A 17,556-nucleotide genomic window follows, 5' to 3' on the forward strand; every position below is an offset into this window, starting at 1 on the left:
ACTAGGAAAAAGACGGACTTAAAATATGGAACACATTCTTTCCACCGGCGGCGGTACGGCTCTTTTGAATAAATCCGACGCGGCGTTGCTGCTGCTTGATCATCAAACCGGTCTCTTTCAGACCGTGAAGGACATTTCCGTCGATGAACTTCGCGCTAAGGTAGTTGCCCTGGCAAGGATCGCTACCCTCTTGGATATACCGATTATTACAACCGCATCTGTTCCCGATGGCCCCAATGGCCCCCTGATGTCGGAACTAGCAGAAGCCGCGCCGAGCGCGATCTACGTGCCTCGTCAGGGCGAGGTGAATGCCTGGGACAATGAGCAGTTCGTGGAGACCGTCAGGCAAACCGGTAAGAAGACGCTCATCATGGCTGGCGTCTGGACAAGCGTATGCGTGATGTTTCCCGCACTCGATGCGCATGCTGCCGGCTTCAAAGTCTACGCCGTCATGGACGCCTCTGGCGATCCCAGCGAAATGGTCTCGCGAACAACCCTCGCGCGGTTTGCCCAAGCAGGTGTGGTGCCGACAAGCACGAATGCGGTGGTTTCAGAGCTTCACCGCACGTGGAAGCGACCCGACGCTGTGAAAATCGCTGAGATATACGGTCTCGTAGCACCAAACTACAAAGCAGTTATGGAGAGCTTTCAACGAGCTCAGGACGCCGCTCGGCAGGATTAGGGGCGCGTGAAAACCTGCGTCCCCTAGAGCTTCGGGGAATAACCCGAAACCAAACTCAAAGACCTGTGGCAGACCAATTCATGCCGCGGGTCCTCAATCGTACAACGATACGACGACGGAGACAGTTATGGACAAGGTCAGCACGAAATTCTCCAACGAATTGATCTTAGTTGCCCGCATTGTGTTCGTATTTCTGTTTTTGATTTCAGGCGGCAGCAAGGCCTTCAGTTTCTCCGCAACAGTGGCTTACATGACGCAAGTCGGCGTGCCGGTGCCCACTGTCGCAGCGATCGTGGCGATTTGCATCGAATACTTGTCAGTAGGGTTGATCCTCGGTGTCGCTACGCGACCGGTGGCCCTTACACTAGCCCTCTTCAGCTTGATGGCCGCGCTCATCGGCCACCCATATTGGCGGTTTGAGGGGACAGAGGCTGCAACTAACTTCATCCATTTTTACAAAGACGTTGGTCTCATCGGAGGTCTGTTGCTTCTCTGCGCTACGGGGCCAGGCAAATATTCCTTAGACGCAATGTTCGGCCTGACCGAAGCTTCCGCCCTTTCCAAAGCAAGGCGCTGTCCCGCAATTGATGCGTTGGACGCCCTGACGTATGCGGCCCGATTTGAACAGAGGCGTGTTGGGCACACTAGCCAGCTTCGTCGCCTAACATCCAACGACAACTAAATCCCTTTTGGGTTCGCTGCCGAGGAATGACGTTCTGCCTCACGCAACGAGGACAGACCGGCTGACACGCAACCGAAACGCCATTTAGGCTCCTACACCTATGTATATCTCGTCCTCAGGCGTCGCGGTCGCTATCGGTAAGATCTGGGCTCGCAACACTGTTCCAAACAACCGGGCCCAAGCTCGCTTCGGCGGTTCCCCTCGCCGAGGTCTGGATCAAGGTCGATTGAGGCCGCCCGCCAGGGCGGCCTCAACAAGGGGGATCCAAAGCTCTTTGGAGCGTTGGGATGGCCGCTCCCCAGCGACTGGCGACCCTCCCGCGGCATCTCTGTCCAGTCCTACACCTCCCCCCCCCGCTATTCCCCGATGGAAGCCTTGGGCCTCCTCACACTGAAAGAAAGGGGAGCCAACTGTTGTCTTCCTACGAAGCAAACACTCCAGCCCAAGTCCATCAGTTCCCCGATATCTTGGCGCTGGGCATCGTACAGCTGCTCGACGAGGCGGATAAGCATATCGGCGACCCCGACGCAGTCCGCAGCTGCCTTGATCGTGCGCGCGCAATGCTTCGCGCCCCTGACGTAAGCCACCGAAAATTGGCGGATAGCCGGATGGCCCGTTGGCAAGTCAAACGGGTGGTTGACCATGTAAGAGAGAATATTGACACGACTATTCGCTGCGAAGATCTCGCCAACCTGTGTCGTCTAAGCGTCAGTCACTTTTCGAAGGTCTTCCGCCAAACTTTCGACACCTCCCCCCATGCTTACGTACTGGAGATGCGGATCGAGCACGCCAAACGCCTGCTGATGGAAACGGACGAGCCTCTCGCACTGATTGCCCTCGCTTGCGGTCTATCCGACCAGTCCCATTTTTCGCGCAGCTTCCGCCACCAAACTGGTGAAACACCGCGCGCTTGGCGCCGCAAATGCTCTCGCTTCGGCTGTTAACTTCGGCTGGTAGCCATGTTGAGCGACTGTGGCCACATAGAGCCAAACCGAACTGGTTGCATCCTACCGTAGGAAGATAAGCGCCCTAATCGGCCCGTGGCCGTGAGCGGGAATCTCCGAGCCAAACGTGCGTATAGCTAATATACGCAGCTGGAAAAGCTATCATATCCCGACGAGCATCCTGCGAAACATACGGCCAACGGTGCTCGCTCGCCACACAACCTTGATCGGGCAAGTCCCATGACGATAACTCCCTACACCCACTATGTCAGAAATCTCAAGACGACCATTGACCAGGTTCGAGACAAACCTGCACTGTTCGAGCGCGCAACCATAAAGGTTGCGATCTGCCGTAACGGATATGCGTACCGGAGCACGGATCGACTTCAGCAGCGTTCCTTGGTAAGTGAATACCGCATTGGCCCGGTTCACAGCGAGGCGCTCAACCCCGATGACGGCACTGTCGGCCGGGAGGAGATAGAGAACTTCTTCCGGTTGCCGGAGATCTACGCATACTCCGACCTCGTCCTCACATTCGACCGCAGTCCACTCATGAACGCGCATTGGGACGCGACCATCGGCCTTGTGGATGCGGACATAATATCGATCGGCGGCGCTCCCGTGCGACAGAGAATGCTTTTCATCGGCTTTACCGATCCAGTCCACGCTGAATTCGCACTCCAAGTCGATCAGGCCTTGCTTGTCCATGACCACCGAACTGGTTCCCAGTTCTTCGAATGGACGGACAACAATGGTCAATCATCGACCGTGGCAGCTGCAGATGCGAATCTGAATACGGCGACTGCAAAGTCCGAACGCCGCTGGTCCCCATTGTGGAGCAAATGGTGGAGAGCTGGTTTCGGGGCCAGACAGCAGCGGGGCAGCCTATAGGATGGTGGCACAGGAGCCGCTTTCGCCCCCCTCACCCGATGATGGGGGCAAACCAACGAATAGGTATCCACTCGTTGCGAAAGCGCACAATCATCCGGGTGCCCGCCTCGTTTTGTTCTTAGCTTCATGCGCCGGCGACCGGGCGCGAAACACTGATCCTAAAATCGATTGTCATGGATTGAATGCTCATGGATGAGAAGAGAAAGCTTACCACGGCTACCGGAGCTCCGGTGCCGGACAATTTCAACATCGAGACGGCGGGGCCTCGCGGACCTGCACTGTTGCAGGATATCTGGTTGATTGAAAAGCTGGCGCATTTCGATCGCGAAGTTATCCCGGAGCGGCGGATGCATGCTAAGGGGGCGGGGGCCTATGGCACCTTTACGACCACCCACGATATTACCCGCTTCACCAAGGCAAGTCTTTTTTCTGAAGTCGGAAAGAAGACCCCAATGTTCGTCCGCTTCTCCAGCGTCGCTGGCGAGCGCGGAGCCGCAGACGCAGAGCGCGACCATCCGTGGATTTGCACTGAAGTTCTATACCGAGCAGGGAAACTGGGACCTCGTCGGCAACAATACCCCGGTCTTCTTCTTTCGCGATCCGCTGCGGTTCCCCGATCTCAACCATGCTGTCAAGCGAGACCCTCGGACGGGCCTGCGAAGTGCGGAGAGCAATTGGGACTTTTGGACTTTGCTACCGGAGGCGCTGCACCAGGTCACGATTGTGATGAGTGAACGCGGTATCCCAGCTACTTTCCGCCATATGCATGGCTTCGGCAGTCACACCTACAGCATGATCAACGCCGACAATGAACGCCATTGGGTCAAGTTCACGTTCAAGACGCAGCAGGGGATCAGAAACCTTACGGACTCGGATGCCTCGTCCCTGATTGGCCGCGATCGTGAGAGCCACCACCGCGATCTGTACGAAAGTATCGAGCGCGAAGACTACCCGCGATGGACAATGTTGATCCAAGTGATGACAGAGGAGCAGGCACTCTCCCACAGGGTCAATCCTTTCGATTTGACCAAGGTCTGGCCCCATGGCGAGTTTCCCCTGATCGAGGTCGGCGTGATGGAGCTTAACCGCAATCCGGACAACGTGTTTGCGGAAGTTGAGCAATCATCCTTCGCGCCCTCGACAATCGTCCCAGGCATCGGTTTCTCACCGGATCGCATGCTTCAAGCTCGCCTATTCTCTTATGGCGACGCCGCGCGTTATCGATTGGGGGTCAACCATCATCAGATCCCGGTCAACACTCCGCGCTGCCCAGTCCATAGCTTCCATCGCGACGGTGCGATGCGGATCGACGGCAACCACGGAGGCACTCTTTCGTACGTTCCAAACGGTAAAGGCGAATGGGACGAACAGCCTGATTTCCATGAGCCACCCTTGCGGCTCGATGGTGCCGGCGCGCATTGGGATCATCGTGTCGACGACGATCACTATGAGCAGCCCGGCAACCTGTTCCGCATGATGTCTACTGAACAGCAACAGACCCTGTTCGACAATACGGCACGTGCAATGGCGGGCGTTTCCCTTCACATCAAAGAGCGTCACGTCGCACACTGCACGAAGGCGGATCCGGCATATGGGGCGGGCGTCGCGTCCGCTCTGGGTCTGCAGTGCTGATCGACCTCGAGTATCGGGAGCGCGAGGCGGAGATCAGTGCGTCAATCTGTTGGCGGCCACCGCTGCTTGACCGCTCCAGTTAGTTAGCTCCATACCGCTCGAAAAAGGGCACGGGCGCCGTCGGCGCCCGTCTTCTAATCGAAGAGGCAAGCTTGTTGTGAGGGTTTACACTTGAGCTGAACGAGAATGCGCCGTAGCGGATCATTTATGTGCTGCCCGGATTTACCATCCAACCGAAAGTGCCGTATCTGAGAACGAGTATACACATTGCGACCGACATCGTCGCATGCAGCGCATTGCGGGGCGTCCAGGACTTGAGGGATGACGCGCAGCGCCCCTGCGGAGTAAATGCAGACACGAAGGACGGTACACTGGTTTGACGCCGGTGCCGCTCGAGGCACAGGACGTGCTCGGAAAACAAGCGATCGAAGGGGCTTTGCACCGAGAAGAGTGGAAAGGCTCGGCTTCCCAGAGTTTGATCCGCCGGTCTGGCTGAAGCACTCGAAATTTTGAATCGATCTCCGTGAAGACTAAATTCAGATGTAAACGAGGTCCGCGGTAGCGCGACGTTCACGCTGTACGCAAAGGCCCGCGTCGCTTTCGATCTTGGAAGTGCCCGCTGACCAGTTTCTGCGACACTCTTGCCATCAGTCGGACCACGCCCAATCGGCTCCACATGCCCCAAGAACCTTGGCTAGACATCCTTTTGTTTGGGTCGACTACCTGCGCACCTCAATCTATCGTCCGGGCATTCTCGTATGCGACGCCTATCGCGCACGCAATCAAGGTGCACGGGCTCGTAGATAGCATCAATCCCCCCTATAGCTGGTAAACAGGACACAAAGATGAGCTTGGAAAACACAAAACAGGATAAACCCGAAGAGATGGTTCCGTCGCGCTATGCTGTCCGGATCGGCGAGATCGACGTGATCGTCATCAGCGATGGGGTATTACCGCTTCCCACCAAAATGTTGGGGCACAATGCAGCCCCCTCCGATCGGACCGCCTGGCTGAACGATATGTTTCTGCCGCAAGAAGCCTTCGACTGGTCACTGAATGTGGTCTTGGTTCGCAGCGGCGAGCAGACCATCCTCATCGACGCCGGGCTGGGATTGGACCCGGACCTGAACTTGCCGAGAGCCGGGCAGTTGGTCAGGCGGCTCGAGGCGGCCGGCATCGATCTTTCCTCCGTGACGGATGTTGTGCTTACCCATATGCACATGGATCACATCGGTGGGCTGCTCGTCGAAGGGGTGAAGGAACGGCTGCGCCCCGATCTTCGAATCCACGTGGCGGCCTCCGAAGTTAAATTCTGGGAATCACCCGATTTCTCCCAGGTCGCCATGCCAGCGGGGTTCCCTGACGCGCTTCGGGCGACCGCCAAGAGGTTCGCAAAAGAGTACCGCGATTACCTTCATCTATTCGATGATGAACATGAAGTCGCCCCGGGGGTCGTGGTACAGCGCACCGGCGGCCATACGCCCGGCCACAGCGTCGTTCGCGTAGCATCGAACGGCGACCGTCTGACGTTTGCGGGTGACGCCGTATTTGCGGTCGGCTTCGACCACCCCGACTGGTATAACGGCTTTGAACATGACCCGGAGGAGGCTGCCCGCGTTCGCGTTCGCCTTTTGACCGAGTTGGCGGCAACGGGCGAACAACTTGTGGCCACCCATCTACCATTTCCGTCTGTAGGCCGGGTGGCGGTTGACGGCGACGCTTTCCGTTGGGTGCCGGTCTTCTGGGATTACTAGGCTTGATGGCTTAGGGCGCCCTACGGCAATTCTGCGGAAAGTCGGCCCACGGCTTTCCGCCCACTGAATTTCCTGCCTCGAACACCACGGCAAGGACGAAATCTCCAATGTCTTCGGACCCAAGGCGGCGGAACAACCGCAATGCGGCGGGGAATCGCTGATTAGGTGAACGATCTTAGAACAAGTCGCTTTCACACTCTCCACGAAGCATTTGGTGAGCACGAAATAGTAGAGCAGGCGGCTTAAAGCAGCCTGCTCACATTTCCGAGCGGACGAAGTTGCAGGGATGTTCGCTCAGAAATTCTGCTAACCGTCCGCGGCGGGTGCCGCTTCGAGGGGTGTTCGTTGGCCGCCGCGCAGGCCGCAGCCGGTTGCGTGCAACCGGGTCGGCTGCGCGCTATCGTCGAGGTATCGAGCCGCACTGCTTCCATGCTGGGCACGAAGAGCGTATCGCGATTGCGGGTCAGGTCGCCTTGGTCAGCGATCGCGACGATCAAGAGATCGAGACTTCAGGCGGCCAGATATTCTGACCGTGGCATAGACGATATGGTCGAAGCGAGCACTTCGGACTGAATCGACGGCAGATCGAGGAGGCGCTCGAGATATGCATCAACCGTCGGCAGATCGCTCCAAAGTTTCGCAAGTCCCAAATACTTCAAACGGACCAGGCTAACCGCCCAGAACAGGTCCGCGAGCGTCAATTCAGGTGCGCAAAGCCAATCGTAGTGGTTTTGACGTAGATCAGCGTCTAAGCGGAGCAGGATGTTGCGGGTGGTGTCCCGAAGCATCAACTGAAAGCGACGATCGCGGCGGAGATGACTCCCGCCGGCTTCCTTCGCGATCTTCGCCCGATAAGCAGCCGCGAGCTCCCAGTCTTCTTCATTTGCGATGATCAACGAGTTCAATGCCTCGATCTTTTCTTCGTAGACAGATGACATTGCCTGTTTGATAGGTTCGGGCCGTCTGTCATCTTCGGGATGGAAGCCGTAGAGGAGACCAGGATGCGGGGTTAGGTCGACTGCGTTGAGCTGCTTCTGCATATTTTGTAGCTGGGCGGGATCGACCGGAGTAAGCCGATCCGATCCTGGTAGAACGGAGTCTATGTGGAAGCATATGCGCAAAGAGTCGACGATAACTTCTCCCGTATCCAGGTCGACAAGCGTGGGGACCGCGCACGGGTCCAATCCTGCGGCGGTGACCGAGGAAATGCCGGAATAGGCTTTGACCAACGGGACCTTCATGGCTTCCCTCCCCTGCAGCCTCAGGCGTACATAATCAGGGGAGTAGTTCTCCGCGGGAACTAAAACGCCATCGGGCAACCTGTGACCGAGGATGAGCATTTCGTTCGACTTGTAAGCTGTCCCTCGTTGGGTCAGAGTCGCCCGCACCTTCTGTGAGCAGAACGACATCGCAGCATGAAACAGGACGAACCTGCCTTTGTGGTCACAGTCCGGATTCCGAATGATTCCGACCCGTGATTTCTCCACGATGCCTCTCTGAGCCAGTTCGATCATTACTTCCAATTTGCGTCTGTCCATTCTCACGCTCTCCGAGTTCCAACCGGACAGGCTAAGAGGCTGAGTCCTGCCGGTCATAGCGATATCGACCAGTCTCCGTCGGCGGCCTCAGCCCAGTCAGACAACCATCCCGCGCGCCGTCCAAACTTCCGGGAACGGGATCTCTTCCATGGTCGGAAGCAGCCACTGGATCGCGTCGACGCCATGGTAGGCCGGACGCGAACCGAAGCTGCGCCGAGTAGCCATCAGATGCAGATATTTCCAGTTGGTGAACTCGACCGCGATGTCCGCCAGCAACTCGGCAAGTGTCCGCCAAGCGTCCGCCGGATCGTCCTTGCGATAGATGTCAGCCCATATTTCCTCAATGTCTTTGCTGGGAACGTAAGCCGCTGCGTAGTTCGGTGTCAGATATTGGGAAGGGACCGGTTTGCCGTCACGGGCCAATGCTGCGAGAATGTCGTCGTAGAGGCTAGGCGAATTAAGACGCTCGGTGAGTTGCTTGTGGCGATGCGGCTGGGGCTCGAAGTGTTCGAGCGAGGGCCTGTCCTTCACCCCCAACAGGAAGACCATTTCGCGGAACGTCCAACCCTGGAGAGCCGTATCCTTCCCATGTTTCGCGCTGAGGCCCTTGAGAATCGGCATCAACTCGGCGGGGGTCAACCAGGAAAGCGAGCGCCAGTTGGCATTGAAGGCCTCCATGTGGCTAACGATGCGGCGAAGTACGCGATTGGTCGCCGGAACGTTGTCTCTGCGCAGTTCGGCCTGGGCCGTGAGAAGCTCACGGGTGATCAACGCCCAATAGATCTCGCTGATCTGGACGTTCGCCAGAAACGCCGGCTCAGCCGGACTATCGCTTACGAGATCTTGGAGCGTGTGGAGTACCTCCGTCTGAACGTATCTGCTGTAAGGAGTGTGGCCATCGCCGACCGCCTGGTGGTTCATAACGTTCTCATTCATCGTTCCATCCTCGTTATTGGCGCCGGTCTTTTGATCCGGTCGGCAGGGAGCGTAAGAGCAATCCTGGTACTCGGACAGGCGGGTGTTCTTCGACTCTGCGTCCAAAAGGTTGGACGATGTATGCACTTCGGCTATTCGGACTTTCGTGTGGAATCGCGTCTCCGAGTGACACGTCTACATTGAACAAAAGTCCGAACTCCTGCGTGCGGCCAGCAGGGGACATCCGGAACAGCAGTCCCGGTCGGTGACGCCTGCCATGGCATGTGACCGGGCAAAGCTGGAGCACCGGGCTCTCTGGGCGAGCTTCATTGAAAGAGCTTTGGGCCGGCGCCGTTGCGCTCGAAACGCTTGCTTGGAAACGTGCTCGGGGACGGAAACCGAACACATGTCCCGGGTGAGTGACCGGCAGCCGGCCTATTCGGTTCTCGGAGTGAAGGCGGTCACCTTGGGGATCTCTGCGGCCAGAAAGTCTACGAGCGACCGTACTGCGGGGAGCAGCCCGTTTCGGTAAGGGATCAAGGCGCTCATGCGCGCGTCGGCAGCCATCCAGCCGGGCAATATCTGGCGCAGCCTGCCCGCCGCAATCTCTTCACGACACATGTATCCCGGAAGCGCTGCCACGCCCAGATTCGCACAAGCCGCCTCTTTCAGCGCGATCATGTTGTTGCTGAGAAATCTCGGATCGATCGGTACCTCGGCCTCCTGACCGCTCGGCCCCTTCAGTTTCCACGTCTCTGCACCGTGGCGATCCATCGCCAGTGTCGAGTGCTCGCTCAAGCAAGACGGATCAGTGATTTCGCCTGCGGTCCTAAGGTACCGCGGACTGGCGAAGAGGTACCACGGCACGCTCGCAATGCCGCGCTGAACCAGCGTTGAGTTCTGGAGTGACGCAACATGCCCGCGCAACGCCAAGTCAAAACCCTCCGCCACCATGTCGACAAGTCGGTCGGTGGCGATCTCGACAATTTTTACCTTCGGATATTTGTTCAGGAATATAGGAATAAGGTCCCGTAGCGCAAACTGCGCAATCTCTACGGCTGTCGTGATCCTGATCGTCCCACTGGGTTCGTTAAGCCGTTGCCGGACGAACTCCTCCGCCAAGTCTGCACTATGCAACATCTGCAGTGCATACTGATAAAATTCGGCACCTACGTCAGTCATGCCAAACTGTCTTGACGTCCGATTTATGAGACGTACGCCCAGCGAGCGTTCCAATTCGCGCACTCTGTGGCTCAGCGTCGATTTCGGAACTCTCAAGCTCTCGCCTGCCGACGTGAAACCACCCCGGTCGACGACCTGAACGAAGAAATAAACGTCTTTGAGTTCGAGCACCGACACCTACCATCCAGAGCCGAGAGAGCGGAAGCGCATGAAAGCCATCACGGGAGCGTGATGGCTTTCACTATCCACGTCCTATACGAGAGCGGTCAAGATCCCAGGGCTCAACTCACGAAGGTAACGAACTCTTCGATGCCGAGCTTGTGATTGGTCATGTTGTTCTCGGCCAAGCTGTTGTCCGCGTAGCCCAGGGAGAGGCCTGCGACCACCATATCGCTATCTGCGAAACCCAGTTCCTCGCGCAACATGTTGTGCTGTAGGGACCAGATCTGCTGCGCGCAGGTATCCAGCCCGCGAGCCCTCGCGGCAAGCATCAGATTCTGCAAAAAGCAGCCATAGCAAATGAAACTAGCCCACTCGAGCTTGCGATCCATCGTAAAGATCATGCCGACCGGCGCCTCGAAGAAGCGGAATTGCCGTTCCACATCCTTCAGCCTTCCGTACTTGTCGCTTCTCAGGACGCCGACTGCATCGCCGAGCTGCCCGCGAAAAAGATTGAAGCGAGAGATGAACGGGTCAGGAAGCGGCTGCGGAAAGAAGGGGTATTCAGGGGCGAGCTTGTCGGGACCAGCGCGGAAGATATCCACCGCCTTGGTGGTGATGCGGTCGCGGGCATCCCCAGTGAGAACATGGCACTTCCAAGGCTGGGTGTTACTTGAACTGGGCGCGTAACGCGCCGCATTGAGGATGTCGCAGACGGTGTCGAGAGAAACGGGGTCCTTCAGAAAGCCTCTCTTGGCCCTTCTTTCAGTCATGACCTGGTCGACGACCGCCGACCTGACGACAGCACTTTCTTCCCATTTCGCGTTAGCATGCATGACAGCTCCCCTTTCGTTTTTCTGAGCTGAAAGAAGACTATTCCGTCTCCTCGTTTTTAGAAGTTTGTCCGCTTGTACGCATGGTCCGAAAGAATCGAACGATCTCGATCGTTCTTCATAGCAGTGCTGGAGGCTTTGTTTCTGCCCGACCTCTCCATGGAAAAAATCGACATTTCGTACAGGCTCTGTAGACGGGACACGCGTCATGGCTCCCAGCAATCATGGTGCTGACGTCGACAAACGCCGGCTCGATGCGCTCCCGAATTTTCGTTGGGGCCGAGCCGATTCGTAGTCGCGATCTTCCGGTCGAATGCAGCCGCCTCGCTAAGAAACGACCTCGTGGGGCGAATTTCTTCAGCCACCGACCCGGCCAGAAGGGAGTGAAGTGACCGACAGGCAGGTATTCGCCGTGCTCGCCCTGGTCCTGCTCGGGTGCGAAACAGGTGGGTCTGCCGTGTACTCGCGTCGAGACCTCGCGTGGTGCTAAGCGACTTGGTACTGACTTTTTTCGAAAATCCCCAAGAAGCCGGGTTGGGATCTCACTTGATCGAGCCACAAATGGATGTGGGGAAAACGACCCATGTCGAATTTCCCCTCGTGCGCTAGTGAGACGTACGGGAAGAGGGCAAGATCGGCGACTGTGTATTCGTCACCAACCAGCCAATCATTCCTGGCGAGCCAGCGATCCAGCTTCTCGAGCCCGATATACCCGTCGGCATGAAGCCGTTCGATCTGCTGGGACATTTTGTCGGCGATGCCGCGGATATGATACACGCGCGCCAATGGTATCGAACGCTGCAGGTCTCCCTGCTCAAAGAACATCCATCCGACGATCTGGGATCGTGTATATGGATCTGGGGGCAAGAGTGCCGTTCCTTCCGCCAGGTACAACAGAATTGCAGCGGACTCGACGATCGTACGTCCATCATCTAGCTGAAGAACGGGGATCCGACTGAAGCGATTGAGCTTGTAGAACTCGTCGGTTTTGGTTTCTCCCGATTCCAGATCGAGAGTGTGTCGTTCGAACGGCTTCCGCAATTGGTTCAGCAAAATCCTTATCTTCCATGAATTGCCTGAAAAGCGGCTATCATAGAGTTTAAGCATAGGCTGGCCCCTCACCGATTTTGATGAACGACTCCCACCTTAGACTCGCGCTTTGCGGTTTGGCAATCAGAACAACGCTTTATCCCAGCTACGTTCATCAACCTGCGATGTACGAGCGAATGTACTCCGCTTCGTATTCGATCGCTCTGATGTGATGACGCAAAACGTCTCCGATCGAGACGATGCCAGCAAGGCGACCGTTGTCCTGCACCGGCAGGTGACGCGCCTTGTGGCGATTCATCGTCTCCATCAAGCCGTTGATGCTCGTCTCCATGGTGCAGCAGTAGACGTTTTTCCACATCACCTGCTGGAGATCCGCGGTCAACGCCTGCGAGCCGTTCCTTGCGATGACAGACACGACGTCCCGTTCCGTGAAAATGCCTTTGATGGTATTCCGTTCGTCGACCACGACGATTGCCCCAATGTGATTATCGTGAAGGACACGGCAGGCGTCCGCCACCGTAGCCTTAGGCGGCGCGGTGACGACCACGCATCCCTTCTCTTTCAGAATTCCTTGTACTGACATATCCTTTTTCCTCTACGAACCTACCTTTGAGCCGCTCCCCGGCGACAGTCGCAGGGCCGACGTTACAAGGCCTTCAATCTCGGTCGCGGCTACCAGAAGGTCCTCGTCGCAGCCACGCTTCGCTACGATCTGCAGGCCGACCGGCAGACCGTCATTCCCGCAAACCTGTATGGGAAGCGAAATGGCCGGAAGCCCCGCGAGGTTGAAGGGCGCTGTGTAAGTCATGAGAGCCTCTCGGATTGACCCCTTCCATTGACCGATGATGACTTCTTCCGCTCCAATGCGGGGAGCGACGCAGGGGCATGTGGGCGTGATCAAGACATCAAAGTCCGCGATGACCCGTTCGATATCCCCTGTGAACCGACGCCGGCTCTCCTGGCAGTTCGCGTATTGGGACAGCTCCACCGAGGCGGCGAGCTTGAGGCGGGACGCGGTTTCCTGTTCGTAATTCTTTGTGATGAATGCGAGATCATGTCGGCGAAAATGCTCGGCGCCGCCCTCGGAAAGCACTATTCCCGCGAATGATGCGAAGCATTCGTCGAAGAGGCCTGCTCCGTCCAATTCAACCGCGTCATGCTTCGATCGCAAGTTCGCGCATGCCGCGTCAAAGGATTCAGCCACTCGAGAGGCGAGCGGAACCTTGCCGATCTGCCGAAACACTCCGATGCGCTTCCTTCGCGGTGAAGCGCCGGCCTCGCTGTCGATCCCAAGCGGCCTGCAAACGCGGGCTACATCGTCAACGGCCTGGCCCAAGACCCCGACGTGGTCGAGCGAGATCGCCAGGGGGAACACCCCCGCCAGCGGCAAACGTCCGTAGGTTGGCTTGAACCCGACCACGCCACATAGAGCGGCCGGAATTCTTACCGATCCTCCGGTATCGGTTCCCAACCCCGCGCGGACCGCGCCGTAGGCCACAGCGGCCGCCATACCGCCACTCGATCCGCCTGGTATTCGATTATGGTCATGGGGGTTGAGCGTGTCGCCGAAAGCCCTGCTCGACGTCGTAACACCCCAGGCGAACTCATGAGTCGTCGTTTTTCCGACGACGATAGCACCATTTTCTTTTAGTACTCGAACTACCTCGGCGTCGTTTCTGGGCACATGGTCCACATGGACGATGGAGCCATATCTTGTCGAAAGGCCACCGGTATCGATCATATCCTTGACGGCGATGGCGATCCCCTCAAGCGGACGAGCTCGGCGCTCACGGTAGCGGCGTTCGGCGTCGGACGCCGCAAGGCGCGCGCCGCCCTCGTCTATCTCCGCAAACGCATTGACTTCCGCTTGGCAATTGCGGGCATAGCATATCGCGTCGTCGATGACGTCCAAGGGAGATATGCCGCCGCCGGCGAGTTCAGTCAGCAGTCTCCCGATCGACGATCTGCCTCGGTCTGCTTGTGTGCGCGTGAGCATTTACCAGAGCCTTTCCAGCAAGTCCGTAAGCCTCTGCGCGGCCCCCTCCCCGAGATCCGCGACCTCCCGCGGATAGTTCTCGGCCAGGAGCGAGGCCACCGACAACAGCTTGTTACGATCGAAATTTAGATCTCGTAGACGGGCGGGAAGGCCGAGGCGCGTGACAACGTCTTCGATGTCTGCCGAAAGCTTCGAAGCAGCGTCTATCCCGGAGACCGCATCATTGAATATGCAGAGCTTCTCGCCGTAAAATGCCGAGCACGCACGTATCACCGGCGCAAGGGTGACGCACGACGTCACGCTGTGGGGAACTCCGTAGGTGCCACCCAATATGTGACCTATGCGGTGGCTCAGGCCATATATCACCGAAGCGGGGAAGAAGTAGCACTGCCAGGCCGCGAGCTGGAGCTGGAGGAGGTCGTTCAGATCGACTTGGTGTCGCTGGAGCGCCTCTTCCGTTTCGACGTTCGCTGGCCATCGACTCAGAACGCCAAGAAACCGGCGGACGCCGCTGGCCGCCAATATTGCGTGCGGATGATCTGACCCAATCAGCCGCATCCCTTCCACGGCATGGTCAATGCCCTTTATTGCGGATGAAAGCAGAAGCGCCCTCGGCGTCCCTCTGATCAGTTCGGGGTCCACTATCACGACTCTAGGCACCGTGGCCTTGACAGCATAGCTACGCTTGAACTTTGTCTCGCTGGCTGTCTCGGTGATCCCGAAATAGTGCGAAAACTCGGAGCCCGACAACGTAGTAGGCAACGCCGCAATGGGGAGATACGTCCCATGCTTGGTATGGTGGAAATGTGAAACAGCCTTGGCAGCGTCGAGAACCGAGCCACCACCTACTGCGACAATCGACTTCGCACCGCTGGCTTCGCAGGCGCCTAGTCCCTGGCTCACCGCGAAATCGGGAACATGGGGAGGAAGATCCAAAAAGGTCCCCACGTTATCTGGCAGGTTGGGGACCACGAAGGACCTTCTAAGCGCGTCAAGCGGATCGACTGTGAAGACGATGGGCTTCTCGATGCCGGATTGGCCGAGCCGAGCTAAAGCATCAGCGAGAATCCCACGGCCCCAGATGACATTGTCTTGCGGAAGAAATTCAATCTTTTCCATCTCTGAAATTGCTCCAGCTTGGTGGGGCCGTGAGGCCAATCTCAACGAAGCACGGGCACAGGGGCCGGCCGATACGCCAAATTGCGCTCGATGGTTCGGCGGTCCTTTTCCAAGGTTTCCGGGAGGCAGAGCTTCTGGCCGAGGCTGGCGGGGTCCTCATCGACCGTGAAGCGATTCGGCGTTGAGAGTGCGCAGATGTGACCGTCCGGGTCGCGGAAATGGAACTGCTTCGCGTAAACGGTATCCTGGATCGTGGACACCTCAATGCCCAGCCGGCGGAATCTCGCATGCTCCTCGCCTAATGCGGCATCATTCTCTACTTCGAGCGAGAAGTGATGGGAGAGACCCGTGCCAAGCCGCCCCGGCTTGTATTCTGGCAGGCCGAAGAACGTCAGAACCGAACCGGGCGAGAGATCCTCGTCGCATGCGTAGTAGAAGTGCGTTCCGCCGCGCTCGTCGAGATAATCGGTCTTCTTGATCAGCCGCAACCCCACCTTTTCGACGAAAAAATTCTCTGTTCGCTCGGCGTTGCTGGAAATCGACGTAATGTGGTGAAATCCCCGAAGCGCGAAGTCCGCGGTCACGTCAGGGACCGGTTGAGGCCAGGTTTCCGCTGCGACTTGAAGTTCGTCGCGTCCGCCGATGAGGTTCTCCTTCGGCTGCGGACGGTATCCGGAGCCGAGCACTGCTTCGTCATGCCCAAATCCGGGCTCGGTGGTCGCAATCTCGATGATCGCCCCGTCGGGATCGCGCAGATAGATGGCGTGGAAGTAGTGCCGATTGTAAGGGCCGGTCACCATCACGCCGTGGTCGGCAAGACGGCGCTTCCATTTCAACAACCCGTCGCGGTTCGGGACATGAAGTGCTAGATGATGATTGGTTCCTGCGCCCCAGCGCCCTTTCGGGTCGCCAACGCGCGGGTTAGCGACGCCGTCCTGGGTCGCGTCCTGCTCGATGAAACCCGTCTCCGGCATCATGTAGAAGATGGGATTCCATTCGATATAGGTGATGGTCTCGGTCCTCCGGTGCTCGTCTCCGTACTGATGGAAACCAAAGGTAACGACCGGCAGTCTGGCATCGTGGTGATGAACGGTTCTCTTCACCACGGGAAGTCCCAAGACCCTTCCGTAGAATTCCTCGATGCGCTTCATGTTCGAAGCGACGAAGGTTTGGCTGCTGACGCCTCTTATTACCATCTGGTTCATGTTCCACCTTTGCGATTTATCATTCTGCATCGGCCGCGTGAGCTCGATCGACAGAAGGCTAGTTCGTGGCACAGACTGATGAGAAGCTGCTGCTCGAGAGACGGAGCGTCCAAATCCATGGACGGTTTGTCGTCACACGGTCGAGCCCTGCGGTTCCGTCGCACCTGCAGGCTATTGAAGGTCAGCGTCCAAAATCTTGGACACACGTTCCATCATTCACCCGCTTTTGAGCTGGCCGCGCTTCGGCCATTTCTGCGCAAACGCTGCGGCGATTGCTTCAGCGCTAACACTTGCTGGAGACAGGAAATGACGAAACCGAAAGTGCTGATCGCGTTTTATTCACGCAATGGCTCGACCGACATACTCGCGAACGCGATCGCCGAGGGTGCGGTCCAGGAAGGAGCCGAAGTGCGTCTGCGGCGTGCCAGGGAGCTCATCAGCGAGGACGTGATGTCCCAGGTCCCAGGCTGGCGCGAAAACGCGCGTGCCATGAATGAGAAATACGAGGCTCCGACCGAGGCGGACGCCGAATGGGCGGATGCTATCATATTCGGCACGCCGACCAGGTTCGGTTCAATCTCATCCGAGCTCAAGGCATACATTGATAGTCTGGGTGGGATTTGGTTCCAGGGCAAGCTTAATGGAAAGGTCGGATCCGTATTCGGTTCGACATCGTCAAAGCACGGCGGAAACGAATCGACCCTGCTGTCCATTTACACGCCGATGGCCCACCTCGGCTTGATCATCGTGCCCCTCGGCTACGCCGATCCTGCTATGTTCAAGGCGGGAACTCCGTACGGAGCAACGCACGTCTCGGCTCTCGACAGCCTCAAGCCCGACGAGGATCACCTGGCTGTTGGCCGGTTCCAGGGACGTCGTGTCACCTCCGTAGCCCGCGGCCTCCTCAACGCCGGCGCTGCGAACTGAGAAGTGACGGCACGCTGGTACTGCCCAGCGTGCCGTCACAGGTGACT

General features: G+C 57.7%; 15 protein-coding genes and 1 pseudogene. 7 read left to right on the forward strand and 9 right to left on the reverse strand.

What is annotated here, in order from left to right; genetic code table 11:
• Nucleotides 1-25 precede the first annotated feature (25 nt).
• The 6 genes and pseudogenes from IB265_RS15140 to IB265_RS15165 all read left to right on the forward strand — a co-directional run bounded on the left by IB265_RS15140 (nucleotide 26) and on the right by IB265_RS15165 (nucleotide 6,585).
• Nucleotides 26-682, forward strand: coding sequence for an isochorismatase family protein (locus tag IB265_RS15140; protein ID WP_192371102.1), 657 nt, complete (start codon nucleotides 26-28; stop codon nucleotides 680-682).
• A gap of 127 nt (nucleotides 683-809) precedes the next feature.
• Nucleotides 810-1,364: a DoxX family protein gene (locus IB265_RS15145; protein ID WP_192371101.1), complete on the forward strand. Its 555-nt coding sequence runs from the start codon at nucleotides 810-812 to the stop codon at nucleotides 1,362-1,364.
• A gap of 413 nt (nucleotides 1,365-1,777) precedes the next feature.
• Entirely contained in the window at nucleotides 1,778-2,308 is a 531-nt protein-coding gene (locus IB265_RS15150; RefSeq protein ID WP_192371100.1) for a helix-turn-helix domain-containing protein, read from the forward strand.
• A gap of 240 nt (nucleotides 2,309-2,548) precedes the next feature.
• A complete protein-coding gene (locus IB265_RS15155; RefSeq protein WP_192371099.1) occupies nucleotides 2,549-3,199 on the forward strand; it encodes a hypothetical protein in 651 nt (216 codons plus the stop codon).
• A gap of 188 nt (nucleotides 3,200-3,387) precedes the next feature.
• Nucleotides 3,388-4,831 (forward strand): annotated as a pseudogene (locus tag IB265_RS15160) (catalase).
• 845 nt (nucleotides 4,832-5,676) lie between these two features.
• A complete protein-coding gene (locus IB265_RS15165; RefSeq protein ID WP_192371098.1) occupies nucleotides 5,677-6,585 on the forward strand; it encodes an MBL fold metallo-hydrolase in 909 nt (302 codons plus the stop codon).
• A 509-nt stretch (nucleotides 6,586-7,094) separates the two neighbouring features.
• Here the strand turns inward: IB265_RS15165 and IB265_RS15170 are convergent.
• The 9 genes from IB265_RS15170 to IB265_RS15210 form a co-directional block, all read right to left on the reverse strand.
• Nucleotides 7,095-8,123, reverse strand: coding sequence for a glutathione S-transferase family protein (locus IB265_RS15170; protein WP_192371097.1), 1,029 nt, complete (start codon nucleotides 8,121-8,123; stop codon nucleotides 7,095-7,097).
• Between the two features lie 96 nt (nucleotides 8,124-8,219).
• The gene (locus IB265_RS15175) at nucleotides 8,220-9,059 is read right to left on the reverse strand and encodes a tryptophan 2,3-dioxygenase family protein (RefSeq protein ID WP_192371096.1); all 840 of its coding nucleotides are present in this window, start codon (nucleotides 9,057-9,059) and stop codon (nucleotides 8,220-8,222) included.
• A 414-nt stretch (nucleotides 9,060-9,473) separates the two neighbouring features.
• The gene (locus IB265_RS15180; RefSeq protein WP_309140348.1) at nucleotides 9,474-10,397 is read right to left on the reverse strand and encodes a LysR substrate-binding domain-containing protein; all 924 of its coding nucleotides are present in this window, start codon (nucleotides 10,395-10,397) and stop codon (nucleotides 9,474-9,476) included.
• A gap of 104 nt (nucleotides 10,398-10,501) precedes the next feature.
• Entirely contained in the window at nucleotides 10,502-11,215 is a 714-nt protein-coding gene (locus IB265_RS15185; RefSeq protein WP_192371095.1) for a nitroreductase, read from the reverse strand.
• Between the two features lie 483 nt (nucleotides 11,216-11,698).
• On the reverse strand, nucleotides 11,699-12,319 hold the full coding sequence (locus IB265_RS15190) for a glutathione S-transferase family protein (RefSeq protein WP_192371094.1): 621 nt from the start codon (nucleotides 12,317-12,319) through the stop codon (nucleotides 11,699-11,701).
• Between the two features lie 97 nt (nucleotides 12,320-12,416).
• Complete coding sequence (locus IB265_RS15195) at nucleotides 12,417-12,845, reverse strand: CBS domain-containing protein (protein WP_192371093.1); 429 nt, start codon at nucleotides 12,843-12,845, stop codon at nucleotides 12,417-12,419.
• 12 nt (nucleotides 12,846-12,857) lie between these two features.
• Nucleotides 12,858-14,258 (reverse strand): amidase, encoded by a 1,401-nt coding sequence (locus tag IB265_RS15200; protein WP_192371092.1) that lies wholly within the window; start codon nucleotides 14,256-14,258, stop codon nucleotides 12,858-12,860.
• The gene (locus IB265_RS15205; RefSeq protein ID WP_192371091.1) at nucleotides 14,259-15,377 is read right to left on the reverse strand and encodes an iron-containing alcohol dehydrogenase; all 1,119 of its coding nucleotides are present in this window, start codon (nucleotides 15,375-15,377) and stop codon (nucleotides 14,259-14,261) included. It abuts the gene before it with no gap.
• 41 nt (nucleotides 15,378-15,418) lie between these two features.
• Nucleotides 15,419-16,528 (reverse strand): VOC family protein, encoded by a 1,110-nt coding sequence (locus tag IB265_RS15210; protein WP_192371090.1) that lies wholly within the window; start codon nucleotides 16,526-16,528, stop codon nucleotides 15,419-15,421.
• Nucleotides 16,529-16,888: 360 nt separating this feature from the next.
• Between IB265_RS15210 and wrbA the strand changes: the two genes are divergently transcribed.
• Nucleotides 16,889-17,509, forward strand: a complete 621-nt coding sequence (gene wrbA / locus IB265_RS15215) for an NAD(P)H:quinone oxidoreductase (protein ID WP_192371089.1) — start codon at nucleotides 16,889-16,891, stop codon at nucleotides 17,507-17,509.
• The last annotated feature ends 47 nt before the right edge of the window (nucleotides 17,510-17,556 follow it).

The organism is Ensifer sp. ENS10, assembly GCF_014852025.1.
Taxonomy (GTDB): Bacteria; Pseudomonadota; Alphaproteobacteria; order Rhizobiales; family Rhizobiaceae; genus Ensifer.